Origin of the sequence: Labrys sp. KB_33_2 (genome assembly GCF_052114505.1) — a bacterium.
Lineage (GTDB): Bacteria > Pseudomonadota > Alphaproteobacteria > Rhizobiales > Labraceae > Labrys.
Map to the genome: position 1 here is coordinate 136,913 of NZ_JBFREW010000010.1, position 26,860 is coordinate 163,772.

Consider the following 26,860-nt stretch of genomic DNA (forward strand, 5'->3'; position numbering starts at 1 on the left):
CGGCTCTAAGCCGCCTGTTGTCGATCTCGATCATCCACATGGCCGAAGTGCGGCCAAGGGTCGTTGGAATAGAAGATCAGGCGGCGTGACCAGCCTGAGCGGCAACTTCGGCTGCGAAATCGCTTTCCTGCTTCTCGATGCCCTCACCCAGAGCGTAGCGGATGAAGCCAGCCACCTTGATCGGGCCGCCGGCAGCACCTTCGCTCTCCTTGATGGCCTGGCCGACCGACTTGGAGGGATCGAAGATGAAGGGCTGCTCGAGCAGGGTTACTTCCTTGAAATAGGTCTTGATGCCGCTCTCGACAATCTTGGCGATCGCAGCTTCCGGCTTGCCCTGCTCGCGATACTTTTCGGCGAGAATGGTCTTCTCACGCTCGACAATCGCGGCATCGACGCCGGCGGCATCGACTGCGACCGGGTTCGAAGACGCGACGTGCATGGCAATCTGACGGCCGAGTTCGGCGAGCTTCTCGGTATTGCCAGCGGACTCCAGCGCGACAATCACGCCGATGCGGCCCTTGTTGGCAACGACCGGGTTGTGGATATAGGTCGCCAGGGCGCCCTGCCCGACCGAGACGATCTTGGCACGGCGAAGCGACATGTTCTCGCCGATCTTGGCAACCGTGGCGGAGATCTTCTCCTCGACCGTGCCGCCGCCCGGGAAGGCAGCCGCCTTGAGGGCCTCGACGTCCTCGCCGGTCTTCAGAGCCACTTCGGCGATACCGCCGACCAGATCCTGGAACTCGGGGTTACGGGCCACGAAGTCGGTTTCGGAATTGACTTCCACGGCAACGCCCTGGTTGCCTTCGACCAGCAGGGCGACAAGCCCTTCGGCAGCGACACGACCAGCCTTCTTGGCGGCCTTCGACAGGCCCTTCTTGCGCAGCCAGTCAACGGCGGCTTCCAGATCGCCGGCGGTCTCGGTGAGCGCTGCCTTGCAATCCATCATGCCCGCGCCAGTCTGTTCGCGCAGCTCTTTCACCATGGCGGCGGTAATGTTCGACATTGCAGGATACCTCTTTGGGAAACCGGAACAGGTCCGGTGATGGGAAGCGGCCCGGCGCTTACCACTCCAACATCACAATTGGAAGGCGAGCAACCGGGCCGTGTTCAGGGATAGATAGGGAGGCTGCAACGAAATTGCAGCCTTCAGACCGTGTCAGGCGCCGGCGACCAGATTGCGGGCCAGTTCCACCCAGCCGTCACGATCGATACGACCGTTGAGCTTGAGCTCGGCATCGACCTTGGCAACGTCGGCCGGGGTCATGGCGGCGACCTGCCAATAGTGCCACAGACCACCCTCGTTGAGCTTCTTCTCGAGCTGCGGGCCGACGCCGGTCAGCTTGGTCAGATCGTCGGGCGCGCCGCGCGGAGCGGACAGGAGCTCGAAAAGCTCACCCGAAGCGGCTTCGTCGGCAACCGGCAGTTCCTCGACCAGCGGCGCTTCTTCGGCGCCGATGTCGAGACCCATGTCGCCATGGGCGCGGGAGATGCCGTCGAGAGCGGCACGGGCGACGAGATCGCAATAGAGCGACAGAGCGCGGCCAGCGTCGTCATTGGCCGGAATCGGGAAGGTAATGCCATCCGGATCGGAATTCGAATCGAGGACGGCGGCCACCGGGATGTTGAGGCGGCGGGCTTCCTTGATCGCGATGTCTTCCTTGTTGGTATCGATGATGAAGATCAGGTCGGGGGTACCGCCCATGTCCTTGATACCGCCGAGGGCGCGCTCGAGCTTGTCGCGCTCACGGGTTAGGTCGAGGCGCTCCTTCTTGGTGTAGCCCTGCTGGGCGCCACCGGAGAGCAGCTCGTCGAGCTTGCGCAGACGCTGGATCGAGTTGGAGATGGTCTTCCAGTTGGTCAGCGTGCCGCCGAGCCAACGCGAATTGACATAATACTGGGCCGAACGGCGGGCCGCATCGGCAACCGCGTCCTGAGCCTGGCGCTTGGTGCCGACGAACAGCACGCGACCGCCACGGGCGACCGTGTCCGACACCGCCTGCAGAGCGCGATGGAACGCAGGAACCGTCTGGGCGAGGTCGATGATGTGGATGCCGTTGCGCACGCCGAAGAGATAGGGCCCCATCTTGGGGTTCCAGCGGTGCGACTGATGGCCGAAATGGGCTCCAGCTTCGAGCAGCTGGCGCATGGAAAAATCTGGCAGTGCCATAGAGTTGTAACTCCGGTTTGATAAGGCCTCCGCGGACATCTACCGTGCCTGCCTCGCCGCGCCATAGCGGACGAAACAAAACACGGCACCGGAGCGGCAGGGCCGCTTCGTCCGCGTGTGGAATGGCGCGCTCTATAAGGGGATGTAGGCGATTAGGCAAGGACAAATGCTGAAAAGGCACACGCCTCGCTCCCTTCGTTCAGCGCACAAGCTGAAATCCGCATCACGGCCTTCAAGACCGGCGCACCATATGCGCCCTACTTCGCTCACACGCCACTTCCCGGCATCACATCTGCATGACGGTCGCTACACCCGGGATCGCCTTGATCGCACCGGCGATCTGCGGGGTCACCAGGAATTTGCCGGGCAACTTCAACTCGACCTCCCGCATGCCGCCATCCAGCTGCAGGATCAGGAAGACCTCGCCCTCCCCGCGCTGGCCCAACCGCTTGGCGACCGATTCAAGGGCCAGCTCGCCTTGCAGGAAAACCTTGATGCCGCGTTGGGTCTTGGCGGTGGCGTTGTCGAGTTTTTCGGCCGTCACGATGCGAATGCGGACATCGTCTCCTTCATGAGCGGCCTGCACGCCGACCAGCACGGCCGTGCCCGGCTCGAACAAGTCACGATATTGCGCCAGGCCTTCCGAGAAGATCACGGCCTCGAACTGGCCCGAGGCGTCGGAGAGCATGATCACGCCCATCTTGGAGCCGGTTCGGGTCTTGCGCTCGGAACGTGACAGCACGGTCGCCGCCAGGCGCCCTGCCGTGGCCCCCTGCTTCACTTTCTGGGTGAATTGTGCCCAGGACGGCACCTGCAGGCGCTCCAAGGCGGTGACGTAGGCATCGAGCGGATGACCTGAAAGGAAAAAGCCGATCGCGTCGAACTCGCGTTGCAGACGGTCGGCGGGTTCCCACGGCTCGACAACAGTACCTTTCAGTGGCTCGGGCGTCGAAGCGGAGCCGAACATGTCGGCTTGTCCATCACTCTTCTCGGCATGGGCGCGCTGCGCCTGCGCCATGATGGCATCGATGGAGGCGGTGATGCGCGCCCGATCACGGTCGAATTCGTCGAAGGCTCCCGCCGCCGCCAAGTTTTCGAGAATGCGCTTATTGATGGCCTTGGGATCGATACGCCGCGCGAAGTCGCCGAGGTCGAAGAAGGGCTGGTCACCGCGGATCTCGACCAGGCGCTCCATCGCCGCCAGGCCGACGCCCTTGACTGCACCGAGAGCATAGCGGATCGAGCCGTCATGGACCTCGAAGTCAGGCCCCGAGCGGTTGATGGAGGGCGCCTCGACCTTAATGCCGAGCCGACGCGCTTCCAGGCGGAATTCGGCGAGCTTGTCGGTGTTCGACATATCCAGCGACATCGACGCCGCCATGAACTCGACCGGATAATTCGCCTTGAGATAGGCGGTCTGGTAGGAGACCAGCGCATAGGCGGCCGCGTGGCTCTTGTTGAAGCCGTAATCGGCGAACTTGGCGAGATAATCGAAGATCTCGTCCGCCTTGGCCTTCTGAGTCCCCCCCTCGACGGCGCCTTTGACGAAGCGCACACGCTGGGCATCCATCTCCGCCTTGATCTTCTTGCCCATGGCGCGGCGCAGCATGTCGGCCTCGCCCAGCGTATAGCCGGAGAGGATCTGCGCGATCTGCATCACCTGTTCCTGGTAGATGATGACGCCATAGGTCTCTTCCAGGGCCGGCTTGAGCTGGTCGAGCATGTAGTCCGGCTCTTCAAGCCCCTTCTTACGGGCGTTGTAGACCGGAATATTGGCCATCGGGCCCGGGCGGTAGAGGGCTACCAGCGCGATAATATCCTCGAAACGGTCGGCGTTCATGTCAAGCAGCGCCTTGCGCATGCCCGCGCTTTCCACCTGGAACACACCCACCGTCTCGCCACGGCCGAGCATTTCATAGCTCTTCCTGTCATCGAGAGGCAGGCCTGCAAGATCGAGATCGATGCCGCGCTGCTTGAGGAACATCAAAGCGCGCTGCAGCACGGTGAGCGTCTTGAGGCCGAGGAAGTCGAACTTCACCAGGCCCGCCTGCTCCACCCATTTCATGTTGAACTGGGTGGCCGGCATCGGCATCGAGGTCTTCGGATCGTGATAGAGCGGCACCAGCTCCACCAGCGGACGATCCCCGATCACCACGCCGGCGGCATGGGTCGAGGCGTGACGATAGAGCCCCTCCAGCTTCTGAGCGATGCTGAGCAGGCGCTCGACGGTAGGATCGTCCTTGGCGGATTCGCGCAGCTTCGGCTCGTCCTCGATCGCCTTGGCCAGCGTTACCGGATTGGCCGGGTTCTGCGGCACCAGCTTGCACAGCTTGTCGACCTGGCCATATCCCATCTCCAGCGTACGCCCGACGTCGCGCAGCACGCCGCGCGCCTGCAGGGAGCCGAAGGTGATGATCTGCGCGACCCGATCCTCTCCATATTTCTCCTGCACATAGCGGATGACCTCGTCACGCCGCTCCTGGCAGAAGTCGATGTCGAAGTCCGGCATCGAGATACGTTCGGGATTGAGGAAGCGCTCGAACAGCAAGCTGAAGCGCAGCGGATCGAGATCGGTGATGGTGAGAGCGTAGGCAACCAGGGAGCCTGCACCCGATCCACGCCCCGGCCCGACTGGGATTCCCTTCCCCTTGGCGTGCTTGATGAAATCAGCCACGATCAGGAAGTAGCCGGGGAATTTCATGCGCTCGATGATAGAAAGCTCGAATTCCAGCCGCTTGGCGTAGCTGTCTTCGGTGTGGCCAGGAGCCGGCCCATGCGCGGCCAGCCTGGCCTTGAGGCCTTCCTCGGCCTGGCGACGCAATTCGACGGCCTCGTCGACGGGGGCGCCCGTCTCGTCAAGACCCGTGGAGAAACGCGGCAGGATCGGCTTTCTCGTACGCACGCGAAAGGCACAACGCTTGGCAATTTCAATAGTATTTTCAATAGCCTCTGGAAGATCCTTGAACAAGGATACCATTTCTGCCCGGCTCTTGAAGTAATGGTTCGGCGTCATTCGCCGCCGATCCGTCTCGGCCAGGATGCGACCTTCGGCGATTGCCATCAGCGCATCATGCGGTTCGCTGTCGGCCCGCGCGGCGAAATAGACCTCGTTGGTCGCCACCAGCGGCACGTCAGTCGCATAGGCGAGTTCCAGAAGCGGAGCCTCGACCTGTTGCTCTTCCGCGCTGTCATGGCGCTGCACTTCGACATAGAGACGATCGGCGAACATCGCCAGCAGGCGCTGCAGCCGGATCCTCGCGAGATCGTCGAGCCCCTCGCGCAAAGCCATGTCCAGTGGACCGGAGGGGCCACCCGTCAGCGCAATCAGGCCCTCCTGGAACTCGGCCAGGCGCCCGATAGAAACATGCGCCTCCTCGCCGTTGGCGGGATCCATGTAGCAATGGGAAGACAGCGCCATCAGATGGCCATATCCCACTTCGCTCTGAGCCAGCAGAATCATGCGCGGCAAACGCCGCTGGTGCAAAGGCCGCCGGTCCGAGGCATCCTCGCGGTCGGCGAAATTGATCGCCAGCGAGATGCCCATGATCGGCTGGATGCCGCTACCGGCGAGCTTTTCGGAAAACTCCAGCGCCCCGAACAGATTGTTGGTGTCCGTCAACGCCAGGGCCGGCATGCCGTCGGCCTTGGCGAGATCGGCAAGCTTGGGGACCTTCATCGCCCCCTCGAGCAAGGAATAGGCCGAGCGGACATTCAAATGGACGAAGCCCGGACCGTTCGCCTTCCCCTCCGCCATGACACCTCCGCTTTGCTTTGGCCGGCAGCGCGACTCGCTGCCTGCCTTCCCCTATGGTTTATGGCAATCCGGCCGGGCACCAAAGCTGACTTTCTACCCCAGCCTCGGATGGCCACATCAGCGTCACATCTTCGCCACTGCCCCTTGTTGAGAGCCTGTGGACAAGTGTGGACAAATCTGGCTTAAACGCCGCTCAGGAAGCTCGTCCACATGGCGAGCATGACGAGGAACAGGCTCATCGAGGCGATGGCGGCGAAATCTTCGGTGAAACGAGCAAACATAATGTTCTCCTCTCTTCGATAGAGACATCTTGTTCACGTTTTGTTCCGAGTCAAGCGCATCGTCGCCGAACCGCCATCTTATGTCGCGCTTATGTTCCCCTGACGCGAGCCATCAGCACTCGCGCCCGCATCATCTCAACGGAATTTTCTCGATATTATTCAAGGTGTTATGCGGCACGCCCCAGCTTGTCGGGGCCGATCGATTCCGGCGTTTACCATAGTGAGAAGCGCCGTTCGCAATCGGGCGTTCACCGTCACAATTGTCAGTTGAGCTCGACGATATGACCATCGCGCAGGGTGACGCGGCGGTCCATGCGCGCCGCCAGATCGAGATTGTGGGTCGCGATCAGGGCCGCCAGACCGGACGCACGCACCAGCGCCGTCAGCGTGCCGAAGACATGATCCGCCGTACCGGGGTCGAGGTTGCCCGTCGGTTCGTCGGCCAGGATGAGATGCGGCGCATTGGCGACCGCACGGGCAATGGCGACGCGTTGCTGCTCGCCGCCCGACAACTCGTTGGGCCGGTGGCCGAAGCGCTGACCGAGGCCAAGGAAGGTCAGCAATTCTTCGCCACGCTGTCGCGCCTCGCGGCGTGACAGGCCCCGGATCATCTGCGGCAGAATCACATTCTCCAATGCCGAAAACTCCGGCTGGAGATGGTGGAACTGGTAGACGAAGCCGATCGAATTGCGGCGCAGGCGCGTGCGTCCGGTATCGTTCAGGTCGGCGGTGGAATCGCCGGAGATCAACACATCTCCGCCATCCGGCCTCTCGAGCAGGCCGGCGATGTGGAGCAGGGTCGATTTGCCCGCACCCGAGGGAGCGATCAGCGCTACCGACTGCCCCGGCATCACCACGAGGTCCACGCCGCGCAGGATGCGCAGTTCCGTGGGGCCCTGCTGGTAGCTCCGTTCGACTGCCCGTAGCTCGAGGGCTGGAATTTCACCCGACATGCTCATCGGCTTAGCCTCCCCTCAACGCTTCGACCGGGTCGAGCTTGGCGGCCCGCCAGGCGGGATAGAGCGTTGCCAGGAAGCACAGGATCAAAGTGGTGACGACCACCACGGTCACTTCCGTCGGATCGGTCTTGGCCGGCAGGCGCGAGAGGAAATAGATCTCGGAGGCAAAGAGCTGCGTGTTTGACAGCCAGGAGATGAATTCCTGGATGTTCTCGATGTAACGACATACCAGCAGGCCCAGCAGCAGGCCGACTATCGTGCCGAGCAGGCCGATCGCCATGCCGGTGATGAAGAAGATGCGCAGCATCGCGCCACGCGTCGCGCCCATGGTGCGCATGATGGCGATGTCGGTCTGCTTGGACTGCACCAGCATGACCATGCTGGAGACGACCCCGAGCGCCGCCATGATCACCAGAATCAACAGGATCATGAACATCACGTTGCGCTCGACCTGCAGGGCCGTAAAGAAGGCTGAATTGCGCTGGCGCCAGTCGACAAGGGAAACCGGACGTCCCGCTGCCGTCTTGATCGCCTCGCTCTCGGACTGCACGCGGTCGGGGTTCTCGATATAAACCTCGATCGCCGTGGCATCCCCGTCCCGGTTGAAATAGGCCTGCGATTCCTGCAGCGGCATGATCACGAAGCCACTGTCGATATCGGACATGCCGACCTCGAAGGTGGCGACGACCGGATAGACCTTCATGCGCGGCGTGGTACCGAAGGCTGTCTGGTCTCCCTTGGGAGAGATCAGGGTAATGCCGTCGCCGATCTGCAGGCCGAGCGAGGATGCGAGCCTGGCGCCGATCACCACGCCCTGCCCCTGGTCGAAATTGTCCAGCGTGCCGTCCTTGATATTGTTGGCAAGCCCCGGCAAGCGCTTGAGATCCTCGAGCTTCATGCCGCGCACCAGGGCGCCGCTCGCCGAGAAGGGCGACGACACCAGTACCTGTCCTTCCACGAAGGGAACAGCCAGGGTCACGCCGGGCACCTTGGCGAGGCGGCTGGTAACCGCATCATAGTCGGTCAGCGGCGTCTCATAGGGAGAGACGACGATATGCCCGTTGAATCCGAGGATCTTGGATTGCAGTTCGACACGAAAGCCGTTCATCACCGACATCACGATGATGAGAGCGGCGACGCCGATGAGGAAGCTCAAAAAGGACAGAACGGCGATCAGAGAAGCCACTCCGCCCTTGCGATGCGGCATCAGATAGCGCAGGGCCACCATCCACTCGAAGGCGGAGAAAGGCGGCGTTCCGGTCGGTTCCGACGATGTCGTGGCTGAAGCAGACGCGTTCATGGCATTCCAGGTGGGGCGCGAGGCCTCTTACTCTGCGAGAATCGCGGCGTTTGCACGGCAAAAATTCAGCGATGCCCAGCTTTGCCACGGCTTTTTGACGCTCTAATCGAGGCGCCTCTTGCGCAATGACGAAGATCCCATTGAGATTAGTCGTTACAATTCAAATGAATACAAAAATTTCTTGATAAACAACAAAAACGCCGCGAGTGCCTCTGGCACGCGCGGCGTCGATGAGGTCAGCCTGCCGGCTGCAGCGAACCCGGCTCAGCCCACCAGGACGAGCGCGTCCGAGGGCGTCAGCAATTGGCGTTCGCCGGTGCGGCGGTTCTTCACCTCGACCTTGCCCTCCGCCAGGCTCTTGGGACCGACGATAATCTGCCAGGGCAGGCCGATCAGATCCATCTTGGCAAATTTGCCGCCGGGCCTTTCATCGGTGTCGTCGAGCAAGACGTCGACCCCCTTGGCGCCGAGCTGAAGATAGAGATCGCCGCAGGCAGCATCCACCGCGCTGTCGCCCGGTTTGAGATTGATCAGGCCGACCTTGAACGGCGCGATCGCCTCCGGCCATATGATACCAGCCTCGTCATGGCTCGCCTCGATGGCCGCGCCGGCGACGCGGGTGGGCCCGATGCCGTAGGAACCGCCATGCACGGGAATGAGGGAACCGTCGGGACCTGCGACGACGGCCTTCATCGGCGCGGAATATTTCGTGCCGAAATAGAAGATATGCCCGACCTCGATGCCGCGCGCGGAGACCTGCTTGTCGGCCGGCAGGGCGTCGAAGGCAGGCTTGTCGTGCTTCTCCTCGGTCGCCGCATAGAGCGAAGTCCATTGATCGACGATCGCCTGCAGCCCGGCCTTGTCGTCGAAATCCGTGCCCGCCGAGGGCGGTGCCATCGACAGATAGTCGCGATGGCAGAACACTTCGCTCTCGCCCGTCGAGGCCAGGATGATGAATTCATGGCTGAGATTGCCACCGATCGGGCCGGTATCGGCCACCATCGGAATCGCAGTCAGGCCGAGCCGCGCGAAAGTGCGCAGATAGGCCACGAACATCTTGTTGTAGGAATGCTGCGCACTGGCCTGGTCGAGATCGAAGGAATAGGCATCCTTCATCAGGAATTCGCGCCCGCGCATCAGGCCGAAACGGGGGCGGATCTCGTCCCTGAACTTCCACTGGATATGGTAGAGGTTGAGCGGCAGGTCCTTATAGCTGCGCACATAGGCACGGAAGATCTCGGTGATCATCTCCTCATTGGTCGGCCCATAGAGCATCTCGCGCTCCTGACGGTCCCGAATGCGCAGCATCTCCTTGCCATAATCGTCATAGCGCCCGCTTTCGCGCCACAGATCGGCGGATTGAATGGTCGGCATCAGCAATTCGATGGCGCCGGCACGATTCTGCTCTTCGCGAATGATCGCGTTGATCTTGTTCACCACACGCAGGCCAAGTGGCAGCAATGCGTAGATTCCGGCCGCTTCCTGACGGATCATGCCCGTGCGCAGCATCAGACGATGGGAAACAATTTCTGCTTCCTTCGGCGTCTCGCGCAGAATAGGCAGGAAATAACGGCTCAAACGCATAGGACAAACCTTCTCCAAGCAGCCGGCGACCTCTGCTGCGCCGGGTAAGACATGTGGCAAAATCGCGATTCAAGATGAAAGGACGCGCCGATCGAGACCGTGACACGCCTGTCCGGCAAATCGCTTCCGATCGCCAGCTCATGGAAGCTTGACCCGATCCCTCGTAAAAACACAAGGGTAAGACCAGCAAAACCGCCATTATTTGGCAATTTGCGCGCACAACACGATGAGTGCGATGCTACCTGTTCGTTCACCAACTGCCCACGAACGGCGCAGCCTGGTAAAACGACGCGCACAAATTTTAAGCAAAGATATTAATTTTGTGCCGATCGCTGCACAAAGACGTGACAAGCAAAAAAACTTCGTCTAGCGTCCGTCCCGTCAACGACAGGGCATCCGAACTCAGCAATGAGTAGAAGGAAGTCAGGGTCCAAGTCTTGGGAGGAAGCCCGCAGGCGCCGCCGGTGAACAAACCGTTGTCGAGCAGCCGTCCTGACACTTCAAACAGCACAAAGATGCGTGAAGGAAGTCTCAGGAAGATGGGTTAGGACGAGGTCTAGAATAAGGCGAGGCTCGCAAGAGCCTCGCCTTTTTTAATGCGTGTTGGCGTAACGGCATGTTGCATCATGCGGACGCATCGTGACAACCACATGACAATGTCGGATCGGCGGAAGCTCCGTCGCAATGGCGACAGCATCGCCGGGTGGAATCGGATTTTTCTCAAAGCAGATTGCTCCTGCCTGAGGCCGCGGCTCGGGCAGGAGCAATCTGCAGAATATCAAACGCTTGCAAAGTTTCCCGATTTTGCCCACGAATGGGCGGCATCGGGAAGCTTTGCTTAGCTTCGCATTGTCTGCCTGATCGATTTACTTTAGCGTTTGCCGGCTGTGTGACGTGCGGCAGAACTGAGGCGAAGGCCGGCAGTTATCAGCGCCTCCCCAGACTGTATTGAGCACGTTGAGCCTGTGATCGATGAGCCGTAGCCCTGTCTCGCAACCCGCGCGGATCGCGCCGCTGGCGGTATTGCCGGTCTTCTATCGCCTGACCGGCAAACCCGTCCTGGTCATCGGCGCGAGCCAGGCCGCCCTGTGGAAGGCCGAGCTGCTGGCGTCGACCGGCGCCGAAGTTCGCGTCGCCGCGCCCGACGCGAACGACGCTCTGGCGCAATTATGCGCCCGCGAGGATGTGAGTGTCCGCCACCTCGCCCGCTCCTGGCACGAGGCCGATCTCGACGGCATTGCCCTGGTCGTCGCCGATGTCGAGGACGACGGGCAGGCCGCCCATCTCGCCGCCGCCGCGCGCCGGGCCGGTACGCCCGTGAATATCGTCGACCGACCGGCCTTCTGTGATTTTCAGTTTGGTGCAGTGGTCAACCGTTCGCCACTGGTGGTGGGCATCTCGACCGACGGGGCCGTCCCCGTCTTCGCGCAGGCGATCCGCAGCCGAATCGAAATGTTGCTGCCGACCGGTTTCCAGAAATGGGCGGAGGCTGCCCGCAACTGGCGTCCCCTGGTGCAGGCGCACAACCTTTCCCTGCAGGCGCGCCGGGCGATCTGGGAGCGTTTCGTCCATGCCGCCTTCCGCCATCCGGAGCGCGTGCCGGGCGAGGCCGAACGCGCCGACCTCCTCGCCACAATCGAGCAGCAGGAAAAAACCCCGGCACACGGCAGCGTCGCCTTGGTGGGCGCGGGTCCGGGGGATCCGGAGCTGCTGACCTTGAAGGCCGTGCGCGTCCTGCAATCGGCGGATGTCATCCTGCATGACGATCTCGTCTCCCAGGAAGTGCTCGATTTCGCCCGCCGCGAGGCCGAGCGCATCATCACTGGCAAACGCGGCCATCGCCCGTCCTGCAAGCAGGACGACATCAACGCTCTGATGGTTTCTCTGGCCAGGGACGGCAAGCGCGTGGTGCGGCTGAAAGGCGGTGATCCCCTGGTGTTTGGGCGGGCCGGCGAGGAAATCGCCGCCTGTCGTGCCGCCGGCATTGCCGTCGAGGTCATTCCCGGCATCACTGCCGCTTCCGGAGCCGCCGCGAGCCTGGAAGTCTCCCTTACCCACCGCGACCACGCGAGGCGCCTGCAATACATCACCGCCCATGCCAAGAACGGCAAGCTGCCGGATGATCTCGATTGGAAGGCGCTTGCCGATCCCGCCGCCACCACTGCCATCTATATGGGCAAGCTGGTCGTCGCCGAAGTCGCCACGCGCCTGCTCGAGGCCGGCATGGCAGCGGATACGCCGGCCATCATCGTGGAATACGCCACCCATGCGCGTGAACGCCGTTTCCATACCGCGATCGGCGAAATGGCCGGCGTCTTTACCGCCAACCAGCTCGACGGCCCCTGCATCATTCTGTTCGGCCAGGCCATGTCCGAGGCAAGGCGCGACCGCCCAAGCTGAACGGCACCCGTCTCCGCGGTACAGCTTCCGTTAAGGAAAGATTTGCCACCCTCCTTCCATGGTGGACCGCAGATTCGCGCCCGCCGGGTGTTTGAACGACAGGAGTTCTCCATGAAAAAACTGATTCTCGCGGCCGCTCTGGCCACGATGGGCTTTGCCGGCCTTTCGACCGGTGCCTCTGCCATGCCCGCCGCTCCCGGCATCGGCGCGGATGCCAGCCTCATCGAGACCATCGCCTATGGCTGCGGCCGTGGCTTCGTACCCAATCGCTGGGGCCGTTGCGTGCCCAACCAGCGCCCCGCCCCCGCCTACCGTCCTGGTCGCTTCGTCCCAGATACCCCTGCTTATCGCCGCGGCCCGGTGCCGGCCAATCGCAGCGGCTACGGACGGGCCTGCCCGCCCGGCACGCGTCTGGGTCCGCGCGGCGGCTATTGCCACCCTGCCTATTGAAATCGCACGAGACTTCACCCGTCTCACCAAGCCCGGCAAGGTCCATCCTTGCCGGTTTTTTTTTGAGCCACTGGGGACGTCCGCTTCAAAACCCGCTTATGCTCTTATGCCGGCGAAGCCATTTGCGGATGATTTCGGTCAGATAGGCTGTCGAGCCAAGATCACCAATCCGACACGCAACGACCGTACAGACCCGGATACGTGCCAGGCGGGCAGCTTCGGCGCGGAACGGCCCAATAGCGTGGGCCGTCGTAATAGCCCGGCCCATCGAAGTAGCCCGGACTGTCATAATAATAGGGACGCACATAATATCTCGGTGCTTCGGCATATCCATCGCCGTAACGCGGTCCCCGATAGCCACGGCTGTTGGGCACACAGCGTCCATAGCTGCGATAATAATTGCGCGGGCATCCATCCGCCACGGTTTGCAGTAGTGGATCTTCTACGCTAGCCGCAGGCACCACCGGCATGGCGGAAGCAGGCGCAGCAGTAAGGCCTGCCGAAGCAAAGCCCATGGCTGCTGCATAAGCGGCAATAACCCATTGTCTCATCACACGCTCCTCGAGCGAATCCAGCGCGATATAAACGCAGCGCGGGAAGCGTTCGTTCCGCGCCAGCGGCGACCCCGTCTTCCAGTGTATGGCGGTGGCCTGAGCATTCATAGGCAGCTTCGAATTCTTCCTCATATTTCTGGTGTGGTGCGCGCCCACCTACCAGGCCTGTGCATTTCGCGTCTCTCATATGACGAGAAACTGAAATCGGGGCTTGCGCATCAGAGCGAAAAACCCTATTCAGCCCACGCTCAATGAGCGTCGGAGCGTAGCGCAGCCCGGTTAGCGCACTAGTCTGGGGGACTAGGGGTCGGAGGTTCGAATCCTCTCGCTCCGACCATTTTTCTGAACATTTCGAATATGTCAGCCCTTCTTCGCGTGAAGCGAAGAGGCGTAGGCTTGACACGGTCCGAGCCAATATTGGCAAACGCAGCCGATGCCGTCAGGTTCCCGATGTTAAAAGTCATTGCCCAGGACTTCATCAAGCACGACCACGTCGATACGGTGCTTCCGCTCTACAGGGAACTGGTCGCCAAGACGCGCCAGGAACAGCACTGCATCGCCTATGACCTTTTCATCGACCAGAAGGACCCCGGCCATTTCGTCTTCGTCGAGGCATGGCCCGATCGCGCAGCCCTCGACGCCCATTGCCGTACCGAGCATTTCAAGCGGCTGGTGTCCCAGATCGATGCCCATCAGCGCCAGCCGGGCACCTATATTCTGATGGATTCCTTCGAGGTTTGAGCATGGTGCGGTTTATCCGTGTCTGTTTTCGATCATGGATTTGATATAGAACAAAAAGAGAACAAAATACTGGACAAGCACATGTGTGCGGCATAGGGTCCTGCCCTCAACCGAAGGTAATCGACATGCTCGACGGTTATTTCGATGGCACGCACATGCCCGCTGCCCGGCCGGAAGAAGTCGCGGAAATCGCCCGATTGGTCGATATGGCAGGCGGCAGCGGCGCAGCCCTGCTGGCGCTCTACCGTTACGCTCTGCAGGCCCAGACTTCGCTGATCAATCGGGACAGGCTGATCGCAGAATTGAAGCGCCAATCCGATCGGCTCGAGGACGAAGATCTTCACGAAAGAGTGGATGGCGACGCCCAGGGTGTCCCGATCGACTGGATCGTCAGCCGCGAACTGAAGCGGACCGACGGCAATGCCATAACGGCATTGCGACGGGCGATTCGCCGCAATGTCAGGCTCGACGACGAACTCGACCGTCTGGCAAGCCTGCTGGAGGCGGCGGGCAATCCCCTCAGCCTATCTGGCAAGCCATGACCGAGCCTCTGACAGGGCCGAAGTCTACCCTGCGTCGGGCTGACGAGGTTGTACCGCTCAAGGTCGAGGAGGCGATCGCTGCTTGCGGTGGCGATGCAGGCGCGACGGTTCGCGCCCTGCTTGTCATGATCGATCATCTGAGGGCCGAACTCGCCGCGCGGGAGGGCGAGATTGCGGCGCTGGCTGCCAGCGTGTCGCGCGGTTACGCGCGGGGCCTTGGTGAGCGCCCCCTCCCCGGCTGGCGTGCTCTCCCCCGCTTGGATGACAAAGCGCTTCGCAAGCCCGAGGATTGAGAGATCACCGCCAAAGCAAATCGCACTTTCAGAGCATGCCGATCGGAAAAAACGACAATGGCGACACGGAATTCTGCTTCGACCCCCGCATCGAGCTATGCTTTGGCACATACGCATGACACCAGCGGCAAGATCCCGCCAGTCAACCATCTGCAAATCGCGCAGGCGTAATGCTGCCCCTATGTGGCTATGCCGCTGTAGCTATCAGAAAGACTGCGCAACACAGGGCCTCTACGCTCACCAGACGGCTCGTGCCGCGGTGACCGCATCACAGTGCGTGTGTGTTCAGCACCAAACGATATCGCAGGCGATCTTCGGATCGAGGCTGTGTTTGCCGGGAGCAGCCACCTGTTTCGTCTGCTTCGCAGCCATAGCCGGCGAACGCCAATCAATCACCGTATCGATAATCAAAATAGCGATCACCAGGACAACCAGAAAACCCGTGATCATTTCACTCAGATCCATGACGAACCTCCATCAGCCGGTTCCCGATCCGGCCATGAGGGACCCAGCCCTTCATTTCAACGCATGAATTCTGCGCTTGTTCCTACTATCCTTCAAGTTTAAATCGTCATCGAGTACCAAAGCTTGACGCTATTTTGCAGCGCACACATGCTGCTGCATCGCAAACAAAAGAAAAGCCGGCTGCTGGCGCGCCGGCTTTTCCTGAAAATCTGACGGTATACCGAAAGACTCTGCGGTTCGTTTAGGCTGCCGCCTGGAGCTGATCAGCGGCCAACTTGCCCGAACGCCGATCCTGGACCAGTTCATAGCTGATCTTCTGGCCTTCGCGCAGCTCATAAAGGCCGGCCCGCTCAACCGCACTGATGTGGACGAACACGTCCTTGGAGCCATCATCGGGCTGAATGAAACCGAAGCCCTTCTGGGCGTTGAACCACTTTACGGTACCTGTGCTCATCGTGAGCTATTCCTTCAACGTAGTGAGAGCCAAAGCCCGCAGCGAAGCGGACCCAGCGAGTGTCGAATTTTGGTGAGAGCTTGTCTGCGCGCATCCAGCGAGTGCCGTGACGCGAGGCCAAGTCGTTCGGCCGAAAATCGATGGCGACAGGCTGCCTCATTGAAATCGAGCGGTCAAGACAAAGCTGCGACAAAATGCGCATTTTTGCATCTGTGTCGCCTTTCTGAAACGCCAATAACAATATAGCGCCAATCCAGCCGAAATCTTCCAAGCAGAACATCAAGGCTGCAATTCCGCAGCACATGTCTGATCCTGCTCTTGCGAATTCACTACGCTTCAATTCACTTTCCTGTCACACAATCCTCTGACTTTTCGCTGGAACAGCATTCACGCAGATCAAAAATCGCACCCGGGAGCAGTGGACACCTTGCCTTTCCTCCGCACCGGCACGCCGGAATGGCCTTAACCATGACGCAGGGCGGTTGGCACCCTGCCCCCGCTTGCGGCTATAAGGACGGAACCGGGAAGGCAGGCGAAGGACCGAAAAGGACGATGGACGGTGCGAAGCCAGAGATCGCGATATTGGTGCCCTGCTACAATGAGGCAGTGGCAATCCAGGCCGTCATACAAGGCTTCCACGCGCAGCTGCCCTCGGCCGTCATCTATGTCTATGACAACAATTCCTCCGACGACACTGCGCTCCTGGCGAAAGAAGCCGGTGCCGTCGTGCGCCATGAGGCTCGTCAGGGCAAGGGACATGTGATCCGCCGCATGTTCGCGGATATCGAGGCGGACATCTACATCATCGTCGACGGCGACAATACCTATGATCCCGCCAGTGCTCCGGCCCTCGTCGAGGCCTTGCGCGCCGGTCCCCTCGATCTCGTCAACGGCGTACGGGTGGCTGATGGCGAGATGGCCTACCGCCCCGGACATCGCTTCGGCAACCGGATGCTTACCCGCCTTGTCACCCGCTTCTTCGGCTCGTCTTCGCGTGACATGCTGTCGGGGTACAAGGCGATGTCCCGGCGCTTCGTCAAGACGTTTCCGGCCCTTTCGACCGGCTTCGAGATCGAGACCGAATTGCTCGTGCACGCCCTCGAAATGTCGCTTCCGCTCGGCGAGATCGAAACCTTCTATCGGGAGCGTCCGGTAGGCTCGCAGAGCAAGCTGCGTACCGTGCAGGACGGTATGCGCATTCTTAAACTCATTGCCAAACTGGTGAAGGAAGAACGGCCGCTGCTGTTCTTCAGCTGGGTCGCGGGCCTGCTTGCTCTATTGTCGCTCGCCATCGCCACACCGGTGGTCCTGGAATATCTTGAATTCGGCTCGGTGCCGCGCTTGCCGACGGCTGTGCTCGCCACCGGTCTGATGCTGTCGGCCATCATCGCTTTCTTTTCCGGCATGATCCTCGACACGGTCACGCGCGGACGCAGGGAACTCAAGCGCCTGCATTATTTACGCTATGCCCCCGTCCGCTAGCCCCTCTTCCGAGAGGTCCTTGCGCTGGCGGCTATGCTGCTTTGCCTTGGCCGGCTTCGTCGGTTTCGCCTTCGATGCCGGCATTCTGACCGCCCTGGTCAATCTCGGCTTCGATGTCCGTCTGGCGCGCCTGGTCTCCTTTGCCTGCGCCATGGTGGTGACCTGGCTGATCAACCGCTCGCTTGCCTTCGGCGACCGGGCCGGCTCCGACATCGTGTCCGAGTTCCTGCGCTATTTATCCGCCAGCGTGCTGGCGGCCCTGGTCAATCTCGGCGCTTTCATGGCGCTGGTCACCCTCGGCGGGCCCTTTGCACGATGGCCGGTGCTCGCCGTGGCGGTTGCTATCGCGCTGTCGATGAGCCTCAATTTCTGGAGCTATCTCAAGGTCGTCTTCGCGCCGAAGCCGAGGACTCCAGATAGGCCGGCATAAGAGTCTCTCTCGCGATCTGATGGAATCATCCCCGATCGCAAAAAAAGCGCCTCACACGGAGACGCTTCTTCGCTCTGGCGCTGAGCCTATCGGCCGAAGCCCGGGATGCCTGCGGTCATGCCGCGCGCGAGCTGCGTGACGAAGTTGAGATCGCCACCGGCCGTCGGCGTCGTACGGGTGATCGAATCGAACACCACGCCGTCCTTCAGACCGTAATTGGCGACGCGCGACACCCGGCCATTGGCGAAGTAGACGGCCAGCACATTGCGGTCGACCAGGTGCGGCGACAGGAAGGCCACCGGGCGCGAGGTGGTCTGAGACACATAGTACCAGGCCTGGCCGTCGAGGGTGGACTGGGTGGAGGGCGTGCCGAGCGCTTCCAGCACCTGGGCCTGGGTCGTGCCGGGCTTGATCGCCGACAAGGTGCTCTCGGTCACCACGATACCGTGCACATTGGTCTCGCCGATCGAGCCGCAGCTTTGCAGCAGCCCAGCCAGCGAGATGACGACAGCGGCCGCCAGCACGGGAGACCGGAAACGGGGGGGCAACACAACTATACTCACTTTGGCCTCCATCGGGCACACAGGCTCGTTCGCCACATCGTCGCGTGGGCTCTGGCGTAACCCGCTCGCGCACGAAATTCAACCTTGGCGCTCAGGGAGCATCCACTTATATGGAGCGTCCGCTATAGAGTGCGGTCTTCGACCGGATCGTCGCCGGGCCGCGGGCATGGTCCCGCCCCCCGGCCCCCCTGTCGAATATCCCTGCTGGTGAAGGAGCTCATGTTCGGCCTGTTTCGCAATAGAGCGCGCGAGGCGCAGATTGCCCGCCTCTACGACCAGATCCTGGCGCAGAGCCGCGATCCCGCACTGTTCCTCGAAGGACGCGTCCCCGACACGGTGGAAGGGCGCACGGACATGATGCTGCTGCATCTGTTCCTGCTCATGCACCGGCTCAATGACGAGCAAGGTGATATCCGTGAGATCGCCCAGGGCGTATGCGACCGCTTTTTCGCCGAGCTCGACCGCGCCATGCGGGAAATGGGCGTGGGCGATCTCACCGTGCCCAAGAAGATGCGCAAGATCGCCGACATCTATACGGGATGCTCGTCTTCCTATGGCAATGCCTTGCACAAGCCCGATGACGAAGAACTCACCCAGGTCCTTCTGCGCAACGTCTATGCCCGCGACGAGGCGAGACTGCCTCAGGCGCGGGCTCTCGCCGGCTATGTCCGGCGCGCCTCCAAGGCCCTTGCCGATGCATCGCTGGCGAATCTTGCCAGCAATTCCCTGCCCTTCCCCACCCCAGCCCTAGGTGAGAGCGCATGACCAATGAAACGCCCCACTTCTCGCGTCCGGTCCACCTGCGCGAGGTTCCGCCCACCGGCCGCTACTTCGTCATCGAGACGAACGAGGACGAGCGCCGGGCCATCGCGCGGCAGCTCGGTGTTCCTGATGTCGCCGCCCTCACGGCCAAGCTTCATGTCACACCCTTCCGCAAGGATGGGCTGGCGGTCGATGGCACCATTCGTGCCCGCCTGACACAGATCTGTGTCGTCACGGCCGAGCCGTTCGAGAGCGAGGTCGACGCTCCCGTCGATGTCCGCTTCTCACCGGATGGGCAGGATCCCAATGCCGAATTCGATCTGGCCGAATTGCACAACCCGGATGCCGAGGATCCGCCGGACCTGCTGTCCGGCGACACCATCGATCTGGGTGCCATCGTCTGCGAGTTCCTTGCCCTGGCGCTCGATCCCTATCCGCGCAAGCCGGGGGCGGCCTTCGAGGGCGACGAAGACGAAGCGGGCCTCTCTCCCTTCGCCGCGCTCAACAAGTTGAAGGACAAGGATTCTTAAGAGCAAAGGACGTTTTCGTTAAAATGCGCTTTGCTCCGGCTCCTTGTTTCGATGCGTCTTTGCGAAACCTGCCGTGCCCGGCAACGGGCAAAAGCCGTAGCAAACGCCTTTGATCGAACACGATTGTGTGAGATCGCACGTCCTGGAGCCGCGATTCATTGATCCGTTACGGGCCTGGACCTATCCACACCGTATGAATTTCTGCCTTTTGGAGAAGTAAATGTCGTTGAAGCGTCTGATGGCCGGGGTTGCACTCGGCGTTGGCTTGCTGGCATCCGGCCAGCCCGTCTTCGCTGCCGAACCGCTGGACAAGCCGGCGGTCGAGGCGATCGTCAAGAATTACCTGATGGAGCATCCCGAGGTCATCGTCGACGCCATCAACGCCATGCAGGCCAAACAGGAAGCGGCGGCGTCCGAGCGCCAGAAGAAGCTGCTCTCCGACAGCATGGATACCATCCTCAACGGGTCGCAGAACGCCGTACTGGGCAACCCTCAGGGCGATGTCACGCTGGTCGAATTCTTCGACTACAATTGCGGCTACTGCAAGCGCGGCCTCGCCGACATGGTCAAGCTGCTCGATACCGACAAGAAGCTCAAGGTGGTGCTGCGCGATTACCCGATCCTGAGCGAAGGCTCCAAGGAAGCCGCCGTGGTTGCCCTCGCCGTCAAGAAGCAGTTGCAGGGTGACAAGTTCATGCAGTTTCATCAGATCCTGCTGACCACCCGCGGCGCCGTCGGCAAGGATCGGGCGCTGCAGGTGGCGGAGGACTCCGGTGTCGACATGACCAAGCTGCAGGCCGACATGAAGGATCCGGCCTTGCTGCAGGGGCTCGCCAGCACCATGCGCCTCGGCGAAGCACTGGGCATCAACGGCACGCCCTCCTATGTGCTCGGCAGCGAGATCACGCCCGGCGCCGTCGGCTACGACGCCTTGAAATCCAAGATCGATTCGCTGCGCAAATGCGGCCAGACCGCCTGCGGCTGAGCCGGACAGAACCTTCTGCGTGCAAAGCAGGCGGTTTTTCACCGCCGGCTTTGCCTTCCTGGATCGAGCGCCCTATAAGGAGCGTTCGCAGCAAAAGGCCCGTTGCAGCACGCTTCGGGCTTTCAATTTATGGTCCGATTGGCAAGCATGGCGCTCGTCTACATTCTGAATGGCCCCAATCTCAATATGCTGGGTGTGCGTGAAACGTCCGTCTACGGCACGCTCGACCTCGGCGGTATCGAGACGTTGGCCCGGGCGCGCGCGGAACAATTGGGCCTGACCGTCGAATTCCGGCAGACCAACCACGAGGGCGTGCTGCTCGACTGGGTGCACGAGGCCTATCACAAGGGAGCAGTCGGATTGATCATCAATCCCGGCGCGCTCACCCACACCTCGATCGCTCTGCACGATGCGATCAAGGCTGTTAGCCTGCCGGTAATCGAACTGCATCTATCCAACGTGTTCGCGCGCGAAAGCTTCCGGCACCACTCCTGGGTCTCGCCGGCCGCCAAGGGCGTGATCTGCGGATTTGGCCCCAAGGGCTATGAACTTGCCCTCGAAGCACTGGCTTCGAGCGTATCGGCTCAATGAATGACGGGGCCTCGGCCCCGCGGAAACGCAAGGCATGACGATGTCGCGAACCAAATCGGGGATTGATCCCGAGATTATCCGGGAACTCGCCAATCTCCTCACGGAGACGGATCTTACCGAAATCGAGGTGCAGCAGGCTGACCTGCGTATCCGGGTGGCGCGGCAGATCAACGTCACGGCCACCGTGCCGGTGGGCGCGCCAGCGGTGAGCGTTGCCGCACCGGCCGCCGTCGTCGCCGCAGTGCCGGCCGCCGCCGACCCGGCCAATCATCCCGGCGTGCTGAAATCGCCGATGGTGGGTACCGCCTTTCTCGGCGCCGCACCGGGCGCCAAGGCCTTCGTGGAGATCGGCAGCAAGGTCAACCAGGGCGATCGCGTACTGATCGTGGAAGCCATGAAGACCTTCAACGACATCATCGCGCCGCGTTCTGGAACGGTGACCACCTTGTTCATCGAAGACAAGCAGCCGGTCGAATACGGCCAGCCGCTGATGATCATCGAGTGACGGGAATGTTTGACAAGATCCTGATCGCGAACCGCGGCGAGATCGCCCTGCGCGTGCTGCGCGCCTGCAAGGAACTCGGCATCAAGACGGTGGCCGTCCATTCCACCGCCGACGCCGATGCCATGCATGTCAAGCTGGCGGACGAAAGCGTCTGCATCGGGCCCCCGCCGGCACGCGAGAGCTATCTCAACATCCCCGCTCTGATTGCCGCCTGTGAGATTACCGGCGCTGAAGCAGTGCATCCGGGCTACGGCTTCCTGTCGGAAAACGCCCGCTTCGCCGATATACTCGATCAGCACAACATCGCCTTCATCGGCCCCAAGGCCGAGCATATCCGCATGATGGGCGACAAGATCGAGGCCAAGCGCACCGCCAAACGCCTCGGCATCCCCTGCGTTCCCGGCTCGGATGGTGGCGTCACCAATGACGTCGACGCGGCCCGCATCGCCGCCGAGATCGGCTATCCCGTGCTGGTCAAGGCAGCCGCCGGTGGCGGTGGCCGCGGCATGAAGGTCGCGTTGACGGCCGAGGATTTGTCCGACGCTCTCGCCACCGCCCGCGCCGAAGCTCTGGCAGCGTTTGGCGACGACGCGGTCTATCTCGAGAAATACCTGCAAAAGCCCCGCCACATCGAATTGCAGGTGCTCGGCGATGGCCAGGGTCATGCCATTCATCTGGGCGAGCGCGACTGCTCGCTGCAGCGCCGACACCAAAAGGTGTGGGAGGAAGGCCCCTCCCCAGCTCTCAATGCCGCCCAGCGCAGCAAGATCGGCGATATCGTCGCCAAGGCGATGATCGAACTCGGCTATGTCGGCGCCGGCACCATCGAGTTCCTCTATGAGAATGGCGAGTTCTATTTCATCGAAATGAACACGCGCATCCAGGTGGAACATCCGGTGACCGAGATGATTACCGGCATCGATCTCGTCAACGAGCAGATCAAGATCGCCGCCGGTTCGCCGCTGTCGATCAAGCAGTCTGACGTGCAGATCGAAGGCCATGCCATCGAGTGCCGCATCAATGCCGAGAATGCCGCGACCTTCCGGCCTTCCCCTGGCACGATCAGCTATTTCCATCCGCCGGGCGGGCTCGGCGTACGCGTCGATTCGGCGGTCTATCAAGGCTACAAGATCCCGCCCTATTATGATTCGCTGATCGGTAAGCTCATCGTGCACGGCCGCACGCGCACCGAGTGCCTGATGCGTCTGCGCCGGGCTATCGACGAATTCGTGGTCGATGGCGTGGAGACCACCCTGCCCCTGTTCCGCACCCTGGTGCGCAACGCGGACATCCAGAACGGCCTCTACGACATTCACTGGCTCGAGAAGTTCCTCGAGGCCGGCGGCATGAGCGACAGCGTCTAGGCTTTTCCGCCATGTCGGGCGCCGAGATCAATCTGGAGATCACGCCGCAGGTCCTGCTCAAGGCCTATGCCTGCGGCATCTTCCCGATGGCCGAGAGCGTCGATGATCCAGGCCTCTATTGGGTCGAGCCGGAGTTTCGCGGCGTCGTTCCGCTCGATGGCCTGATCATCTCCCATCGCCTCGCCCGCACCATCCGTTCCGACCGTTTCGAGATCGTGGTGGATCGCGATTTCGAGGCGGTGATCGATGGCTGCGCGCAATCCGCGCCGGGGCGTCGCACCACTTGGATCAACGCCTCGATCCGTCGGCTCTATGGCGAATTGTTCCGGCTGGGGCATTGCCACACGGTCGAGGCCTATCGCGGCGGCCAGCTGGTTGGTGGCCTCTACGGTGTCGACCTTGGCGGCGCCTTTTTCGGCGAAAGCATGTTCCATCGCGAGAGCGACGCCTCGAAAGTCGCCTTGGCTCATCTGGTGGCAAGATTGCGCCATGGCGGCTACCAGTTGCTCGACACCCAGTTCGTCACCGACCACCTGACCAGCCTCGGCGCCATCGAACTGCCGCGCTCCCTCTATCATCAACTGTTGGATGACGCTCTCGCCGAGGACGGTGATTTTCTCGCCTGGCCAAAGGAAGAGGCCAGGAGCGGCGCTGAAATTCTGGCCGTACTGGCCGATTGAGCCTGCCGGTCAAAAGGGGCTTGTCGGGAGCTGCCAATTATAGGCGACCGCGATCATGCGCAGGCTGACGCAGAGGATAGCCGCCGCCACAGCGACATAGCGCCGGCGCCAATTTCGCCCGCGGCTGAGTGTTATCACGATAGCGCCGGCCATGCCGGCTGTCGCATAGATGTCGGTCTGCAGAATATGCGGCACCCTGTTCAGCAGCACGTCGCGCATCACACCGCCCCCGACGCCGCTGACCGTGCCGAGGAAAATCGCCACCAGAGGATGGATCTTGAAATCCAGCGCCTTGAAGGTACCGGCCACCACAAACAGAGCCAGGCCACAGGCATCGAACGCGATCAACACGTGGATCGGGATGGCTTTGACCCAAGCGTGGAACACCCAGGTGACGAAAGCGGCACTGAGCACGGCCACCGTATAGCGCCAGTCGGCCACCGCAGCCACCGGGCGGGCGCCGATCAAGACGTCGCGCATCACTCCACCGCCGAGCGCCGTCAGGAAGGCCAGCACCAGCACCCCGACCGGATCGAACCCGGCCACCACGCCGGCCAACGCCCCTTCGAGCGCGAATACGAAGGTGCCGCCGAGATCGGCGAGGAGAACCAGTTGATCGACCTTGCGGGACATCGACGCGCTTCCAGCGATGCCAGGATTTCCGGTGATGTCAGGATTTCCAGGGATATCAGGACATGGCAACGCCCTATCCACGATCCCCGTACGGCAGACAATCACGCCGATCAACAAAGCTGTACATGGACCGTGAAAAGCCGCCCGCTCAATCCTGCGGCGCGTTGGGATCCACCGGCTGGTCGAAGAAATCGGTATTGCCGTCGCCGGCCTCAGGCGGCGGAGCGGCGTCCGGCACCACCGTGTCGGGCGATGCGGCCTGCCCCTTCTTGCCCTTCGCGGGCTTGCTGCCCGGCTGAGCCGTCACCACGGGCGGCGGCGGTGGATCGCTGGTCTTGCCGCCCTTGCAGTCCTTGAGCCAGACGTCATAGACGGGATGCTCGACGCCATTGAGGCCCGGGCTGGCAGCGAACATCCAGCCATTGAACAGGCGATCGACCTTCTTGCTGAGCGTGAGCTCGTCGATTTCAACGAAGCTGGTGGTTTGCGGATCCTCGCTGGCCGAACGGCTGTAGCATACGCGTGGGGTCACGCTGAGCGCCCCGAACTTCACCGTCTGTCCAACTGGCGCCTCGAAGGTACTGATTTCACCGGAAATCTTGTCGAGGCCGGTGAAGACCGCGGTGGGGTTGGTGATGCGCTCAGCCCGGGCTTCGCCGGTGCCCAAAATCACGCCGAGGCAAGCCGCACTTGCAACAGCAAGGCGCCGGGACCGGTCGGTCAGAGAAAGGAAGGCAGGCGGACGCAAAGGCAAAGGGGATCCGTGTCTGGACGAGTCGAAAAGCGATAGCGCCCCTTCGGGGCGAAAAGACGGCCACGGGCACCGCCGCAGCCGGCTATACCGATGCGTCAGTCCCCCGGCGACCAGGCCTGGTAATCGCCGGTCGCCGCCTGGCGATGGCCGTGAGAGAGCATCGAGCCCTTGGGGTGATAGGCGTTCACCGTACCGGTCTGGTTGGGGCGATGCGGCTTTTGCCAATCGCGCGGCTTGTATTCGGTCTCGCTCGGAGGGGTATCGATCTGATGGTGCATCCAGCCCCACCAGCCCGGCGGAATCGCCGTGGCCTCGGCATAGCCATTATACTGCACCCAGCGGCGCTGCACGCCAATGGTCGGATCCACGGCACCGCCCTTGGTGCGGTAGTAGACATTGCCGAACTCGTCCTCGCCCACGCGCTCGCCCTTCCGCGAGGTCCAGAAGCGGGTTCCGATCGTGGAGCCGTTCCACCACGTGAAGATCTGCAGGAGCGTTTTCATCGAGGGCTGCCGTTTCGTATTCCGTTGCAAGTCTTATGGCCAAGCATGAAGGGGATGTCCACCATTCCGCTCCACCTTACAGGCGATTTCTAGAGCAAGACGCGTGGCAGCAGAACCTTGTTCTGCTCGAATCTGCCATTCTAACTCCGCATCCGTCCGACCCGAAGGCCGCCGGCGAAGTATCAGAGCCGTGCGATCGCCTGCGCAATCAGGTCGAAATAGCCGTCGGCATCGATGCCGCCGAGGACAAAGGCGTTTTTCGGACGGTCGGTCACGCCCCACCAGTCGATCACCGTCATGCCCTGGGTAAGGTCGGATTCCGTCTCGATCTCGACATTGCAGGAACGGCCGGTGAAGAGCTCAGGCTTGATCAGCCAGGCGATCACGCAGGGATCGTGCAGAGGCCCGCCCTCCGAACCGTATTTCTGCACGTCGAAGCGCTCGAAGAAATCGAGCCAACCCACCGCCGCATCCGAAACTTTGGACCCGATCGCCCGGATCCTGTCGACGCGCGGGCGGGTGGTGAGCGCCTTGTGGGTCACGTCGAGCGGGGCCATGGTGATCGGAACGCCGGCGGCGAAAACCGCTTTGGCCGCATGGGGATCAACGAAGATGTTGAACTCGGCCGCCGGCGTCATGTTGCCGCCCTCGAAGCAGCCCCCGCCCATCAGCACGATCTCCTTGATGCGCGGGGCGATGCGCGGCTCGCGCATCAACGCCAGGGCAATGTTGGTGAGGGGGCCAAGCGGGCAAAGCGTGATGGTGCCGGAGGGGCGCGTCATCAGGGTCTCGACGATGAAATCGACGCCATGGCGCGGGCTGAGCGGCATGGCCGGCTCCGGCAGATCCGCGCCGTCGAGGCCGGTCTTGCCATGCACATGCTCGGCGGTGACGAGCGGTCGCAGCAGCGGCCGGTCCGCGCCGGCGCACACGGTGATGTCGGACCGCCCCGCCAGCTCGCAGACCACGCGCGCATTTCGGCTCGTCAAGGCCAACGGCACATTGCCGGCCACGGTGGTGATGCCCAGCACCTCGATCTCGGGACTTCCCAGCGCCAGCAACAGCGCCAGGGCATCGTCCTGGCCGGGATCGGTGTCGATGATGATGGAACGGGGCATGACAGACTCGGGA

Annotated in this window: 27 protein-coding genes, 1 tRNA gene and 1 pseudogene; 15 read left to right on the forward strand and 14 right to left on the reverse strand. The window is 61.9% G+C overall.

What is annotated here, in order from left to right; all coding sequences use genetic code 11:
* Positions 1 to 76: 76 nt before the first annotated feature.
* From tsf to proS, 6 genes are all read right to left on the reverse strand, one after another.
* Positions 77 to 1,006, reverse strand: coding sequence for a translation elongation factor Ts (gene tsf, locus AB4037_RS18475; protein ID WP_434956046.1), 930 nt, complete (start codon positions 1,004 to 1,006; stop codon positions 77 to 79).
* A 153-nt stretch (positions 1,007 to 1,159) separates the two neighbouring features.
* Complete coding sequence (locus tag AB4037_RS18480; protein ID WP_434956045.1) at positions 1,160 to 2,170, reverse strand: 30S ribosomal protein S2; 1,011 nt, start codon at positions 2,168 to 2,170, stop codon at positions 1,160 to 1,162.
* 286 nt (positions 2,171 to 2,456) lie between these two features.
* Positions 2,457 to 5,924, reverse strand: coding sequence for a DNA polymerase III subunit alpha (dnaE, locus tag AB4037_RS18485; RefSeq protein ID WP_441772504.1), 3,468 nt, complete (start codon positions 5,922 to 5,924; stop codon positions 2,457 to 2,459).
* Positions 5,925 to 6,468: 544 nt separating this feature from the next.
* Positions 6,469 to 7,164, reverse strand: a complete 696-nt coding sequence (locus AB4037_RS18490) for an ABC transporter ATP-binding protein (protein WP_434956044.1) — start codon at positions 7,162 to 7,164, stop codon at positions 6,469 to 6,471.
* 4 nt (positions 7,165 to 7,168) lie between these two features.
* Positions 7,169 to 8,464, reverse strand: coding sequence for a lipoprotein-releasing ABC transporter permease subunit (locus AB4037_RS18495; RefSeq protein ID WP_434956043.1), 1,296 nt, complete (start codon positions 8,462 to 8,464; stop codon positions 7,169 to 7,171).
* 264 nt (positions 8,465 to 8,728) lie between these two features.
* Complete coding sequence (proS, locus tag AB4037_RS18500; RefSeq protein ID WP_434956042.1) at positions 8,729 to 10,048, reverse strand: proline--tRNA ligase; 1,320 nt, start codon at positions 10,046 to 10,048, stop codon at positions 8,729 to 8,731.
* Between the two features lie 972 nt (positions 10,049 to 11,020).
* On the opposite strand from proS, the gene cysG reads away from it, so the two are divergent.
* Both cysG and AB4037_RS18510 read left to right on the forward strand, forming a co-directional pair.
* Positions 11,021 to 12,448 carry a siroheme synthase CysG gene (gene cysG, locus AB4037_RS18505; protein ID WP_441772505.1) on the forward strand — a complete coding sequence of 476 codons (1,428 nt, stop codon included), beginning with the start codon at positions 11,021 to 11,023 and terminating at the stop codon, positions 12,446 to 12,448.
* A 111-nt stretch (positions 12,449 to 12,559) separates the two neighbouring features.
* Complete coding sequence (locus tag AB4037_RS18510; RefSeq protein ID WP_441772506.1) at positions 12,560 to 12,898, forward strand: GCG_CRPN prefix-to-repeats domain-containing protein; 339 nt, start codon at positions 12,560 to 12,562, stop codon at positions 12,896 to 12,898.
* Between the two features lie 161 nt (positions 12,899 to 13,059).
* Here the strand turns inward: AB4037_RS18510 and AB4037_RS18515 are convergent, their stop codons facing one another.
* Positions 13,060 to 13,449 carry a hypothetical protein gene (locus tag AB4037_RS18515; RefSeq protein WP_441772507.1) on the reverse strand — a complete coding sequence of 130 codons (390 nt, stop codon included), beginning with the start codon at positions 13,447 to 13,449 and terminating at the stop codon, positions 13,060 to 13,062.
* A 262-nt stretch (positions 13,450 to 13,711) separates the two neighbouring features.
* On the opposite strand from AB4037_RS18515, the gene AB4037_RS18520 reads away from it, so the two are divergent.
* The 4 genes from AB4037_RS18520 (at position 13,712) to AB4037_RS18535 (ending at position 15,028) form a co-directional block, all read left to right on the forward strand.
* Positions 13,712 to 13,789: transfer RNA gene (locus AB4037_RS18520), tRNA-Pro, on the forward strand.
* Between the two features lie 113 nt (positions 13,790 to 13,902).
* Positions 13,903 to 14,193 (forward strand): putative quinol monooxygenase, encoded by a 291-nt coding sequence (locus AB4037_RS18525; protein ID WP_441772508.1) that lies wholly within the window; start codon positions 13,903 to 13,905, stop codon positions 14,191 to 14,193.
* A 125-nt stretch (positions 14,194 to 14,318) separates the two neighbouring features.
* Positions 14,319 to 14,735, forward strand: a complete 417-nt coding sequence (locus AB4037_RS18530) for a hypothetical protein (RefSeq protein ID WP_441772509.1) — start codon at positions 14,319 to 14,321, stop codon at positions 14,733 to 14,735.
* On the forward strand, positions 14,732 to 15,028 hold the full coding sequence (locus tag AB4037_RS18535; protein ID WP_441772510.1) for a hypothetical protein: 297 nt from the start codon (positions 14,732 to 14,734) through the stop codon (positions 15,026 to 15,028). Before AB4037_RS18530 ends, AB4037_RS18535 begins: the two co-directional genes overlap by 4 nt.
* A 285-nt stretch (positions 15,029 to 15,313) precedes the next feature.
* Here the strand turns inward: AB4037_RS18535 and AB4037_RS18540 are convergent, their stop codons facing one another.
* Complete coding sequence (locus AB4037_RS18540; protein WP_434956035.1) at positions 15,314 to 15,493, reverse strand: hypothetical protein; 180 nt, start codon at positions 15,491 to 15,493, stop codon at positions 15,314 to 15,316.
* Between the two features lie 241 nt (positions 15,494 to 15,734).
* The gene (locus tag AB4037_RS18545) at positions 15,735 to 15,947 is read right to left on the reverse strand and encodes a cold-shock protein (RefSeq protein ID WP_434956034.1); all 213 of its coding nucleotides are present in this window, start codon (positions 15,945 to 15,947) and stop codon (positions 15,735 to 15,737) included.
* Positions 15,948 to 16,499: 552 nt separating this feature from the next.
* Here AB4037_RS18545 and AB4037_RS18550 point away from each other — a divergent pair.
* Together AB4037_RS18550 and AB4037_RS18555 are read left to right on the forward strand one after the other, a co-directional pair.
* Positions 16,500 to 17,429 (forward strand): glycosyltransferase family 2 protein, encoded by a 930-nt coding sequence (locus AB4037_RS18550; RefSeq protein ID WP_434956033.1) that lies wholly within the window; start codon positions 16,500 to 16,502, stop codon positions 17,427 to 17,429.
* 19 nt (positions 17,430 to 17,448) lie between these two features.
* The gene (locus tag AB4037_RS18555) at positions 17,449 to 17,859 is read left to right on the forward strand and encodes a GtrA family protein (protein ID WP_441772511.1); all 411 of its coding nucleotides are present in this window, start codon (positions 17,449 to 17,451) and stop codon (positions 17,857 to 17,859) included.
* Between the two features lie 86 nt (positions 17,860 to 17,945).
* Here AB4037_RS18555 and AB4037_RS18560 read toward each other — a convergent pair whose 3' ends face one another.
* Complete coding sequence (locus tag AB4037_RS18560; protein ID WP_434956031.1) at positions 17,946 to 18,422, reverse strand: outer membrane protein assembly factor BamE; 477 nt, start codon at positions 18,420 to 18,422, stop codon at positions 17,946 to 17,948.
* Between the two features lie 219 nt (positions 18,423 to 18,641).
* On the opposite strand from AB4037_RS18560, the gene AB4037_RS18565 reads away from it, so the two are divergent.
* The 7 genes from AB4037_RS18565 to aat all read left to right on the forward strand — a co-directional run bounded on the left by AB4037_RS18565 (position 18,642) and on the right by aat (position 23,839).
* Entirely contained in the window at positions 18,642 to 19,187 is a 546-nt protein-coding gene (locus tag AB4037_RS18565) for a ubiquinol-cytochrome C chaperone family protein (protein WP_441772512.1), read from the forward strand.
* Positions 19,184 to 19,714, forward strand: a complete 531-nt coding sequence (locus AB4037_RS18570; RefSeq protein WP_441772513.1) for a YceD family protein — start codon at positions 19,184 to 19,186, stop codon at positions 19,712 to 19,714. Before AB4037_RS18565 ends, AB4037_RS18570 begins: the two co-directional genes overlap by 4 nt.
* 220 nt (positions 19,715 to 19,934) lie before the next feature.
* Positions 19,935 to 20,699 carry a DsbA family protein gene (locus AB4037_RS18575; RefSeq protein ID WP_441772514.1) on the forward strand — a complete coding sequence of 255 codons (765 nt, stop codon included), beginning with the start codon at positions 19,935 to 19,937 and terminating at the stop codon, positions 20,697 to 20,699.
* 147 nt (positions 20,700 to 20,846) lie between these two features.
* A complete protein-coding gene (gene aroQ, locus AB4037_RS18580) occupies positions 20,847 to 21,290 on the forward strand; it encodes a type II 3-dehydroquinate dehydratase (RefSeq protein ID WP_434956027.1) in 444 nt (147 codons plus the stop codon).
* Between the two features lie 40 nt (positions 21,291 to 21,330).
* On the forward strand, positions 21,331 to 21,795 hold the full coding sequence (accB, locus tag AB4037_RS18585; protein ID WP_434959625.1) for an acetyl-CoA carboxylase biotin carboxyl carrier protein: 465 nt from the start codon (positions 21,331 to 21,333) through the stop codon (positions 21,793 to 21,795).
* A gap of 5 nt (positions 21,796 to 21,800) precedes the next feature.
* Positions 21,801 to 23,159 carry an acetyl-CoA carboxylase biotin carboxylase subunit gene (gene accC / locus AB4037_RS18590; protein WP_434956026.1) on the forward strand — a complete coding sequence of 453 codons (1,359 nt, stop codon included), beginning with the start codon at positions 21,801 to 21,803 and terminating at the stop codon, positions 23,157 to 23,159.
* Positions 23,160 to 23,170: 11 nt separating this feature from the next.
* Positions 23,171 to 23,839, forward strand: coding sequence for a leucyl/phenylalanyl-tRNA--protein transferase (gene aat, locus AB4037_RS18595; RefSeq protein ID WP_434956025.1), 669 nt, complete (start codon positions 23,171 to 23,173; stop codon positions 23,837 to 23,839).
* Between the two features lie 9 nt (positions 23,840 to 23,848).
* Here aat and AB4037_RS18600 read toward each other — a convergent pair whose 3' ends face one another.
* The 4 genes and pseudogenes from AB4037_RS18600 to AB4037_RS18615 form a co-directional block, all read right to left on the reverse strand.
* Complete coding sequence (locus AB4037_RS18600) at positions 23,849 to 24,472, reverse strand: trimeric intracellular cation channel family protein (RefSeq protein WP_434956024.1); 624 nt, start codon at positions 24,470 to 24,472, stop codon at positions 23,849 to 23,851.
* A 313-nt stretch (positions 24,473 to 24,785) separates the two neighbouring features.
* Positions 24,786 to 25,226: pseudogene (locus tag AB4037_RS18605) on the reverse strand (DUF2155 domain-containing protein); the annotation flags it as partial.
* A gap of 95 nt (positions 25,227 to 25,321) precedes the next feature.
* Positions 25,322 to 25,729 carry an NADH:ubiquinone oxidoreductase subunit NDUFA12 gene (locus AB4037_RS18610; RefSeq protein WP_434956023.1) on the reverse strand — a complete coding sequence of 136 codons (408 nt, stop codon included), beginning with the start codon at positions 25,727 to 25,729 and terminating at the stop codon, positions 25,322 to 25,324.
* Positions 25,730 to 25,911: 182 nt separating this feature from the next.
* Entirely contained in the window at positions 25,912 to 26,847 is a 936-nt protein-coding gene (locus tag AB4037_RS18615; RefSeq protein WP_441772515.1) for a nucleoside hydrolase, read from the reverse strand.
* Positions 26,848 to 26,860 lie beyond the last annotated feature (13 nt).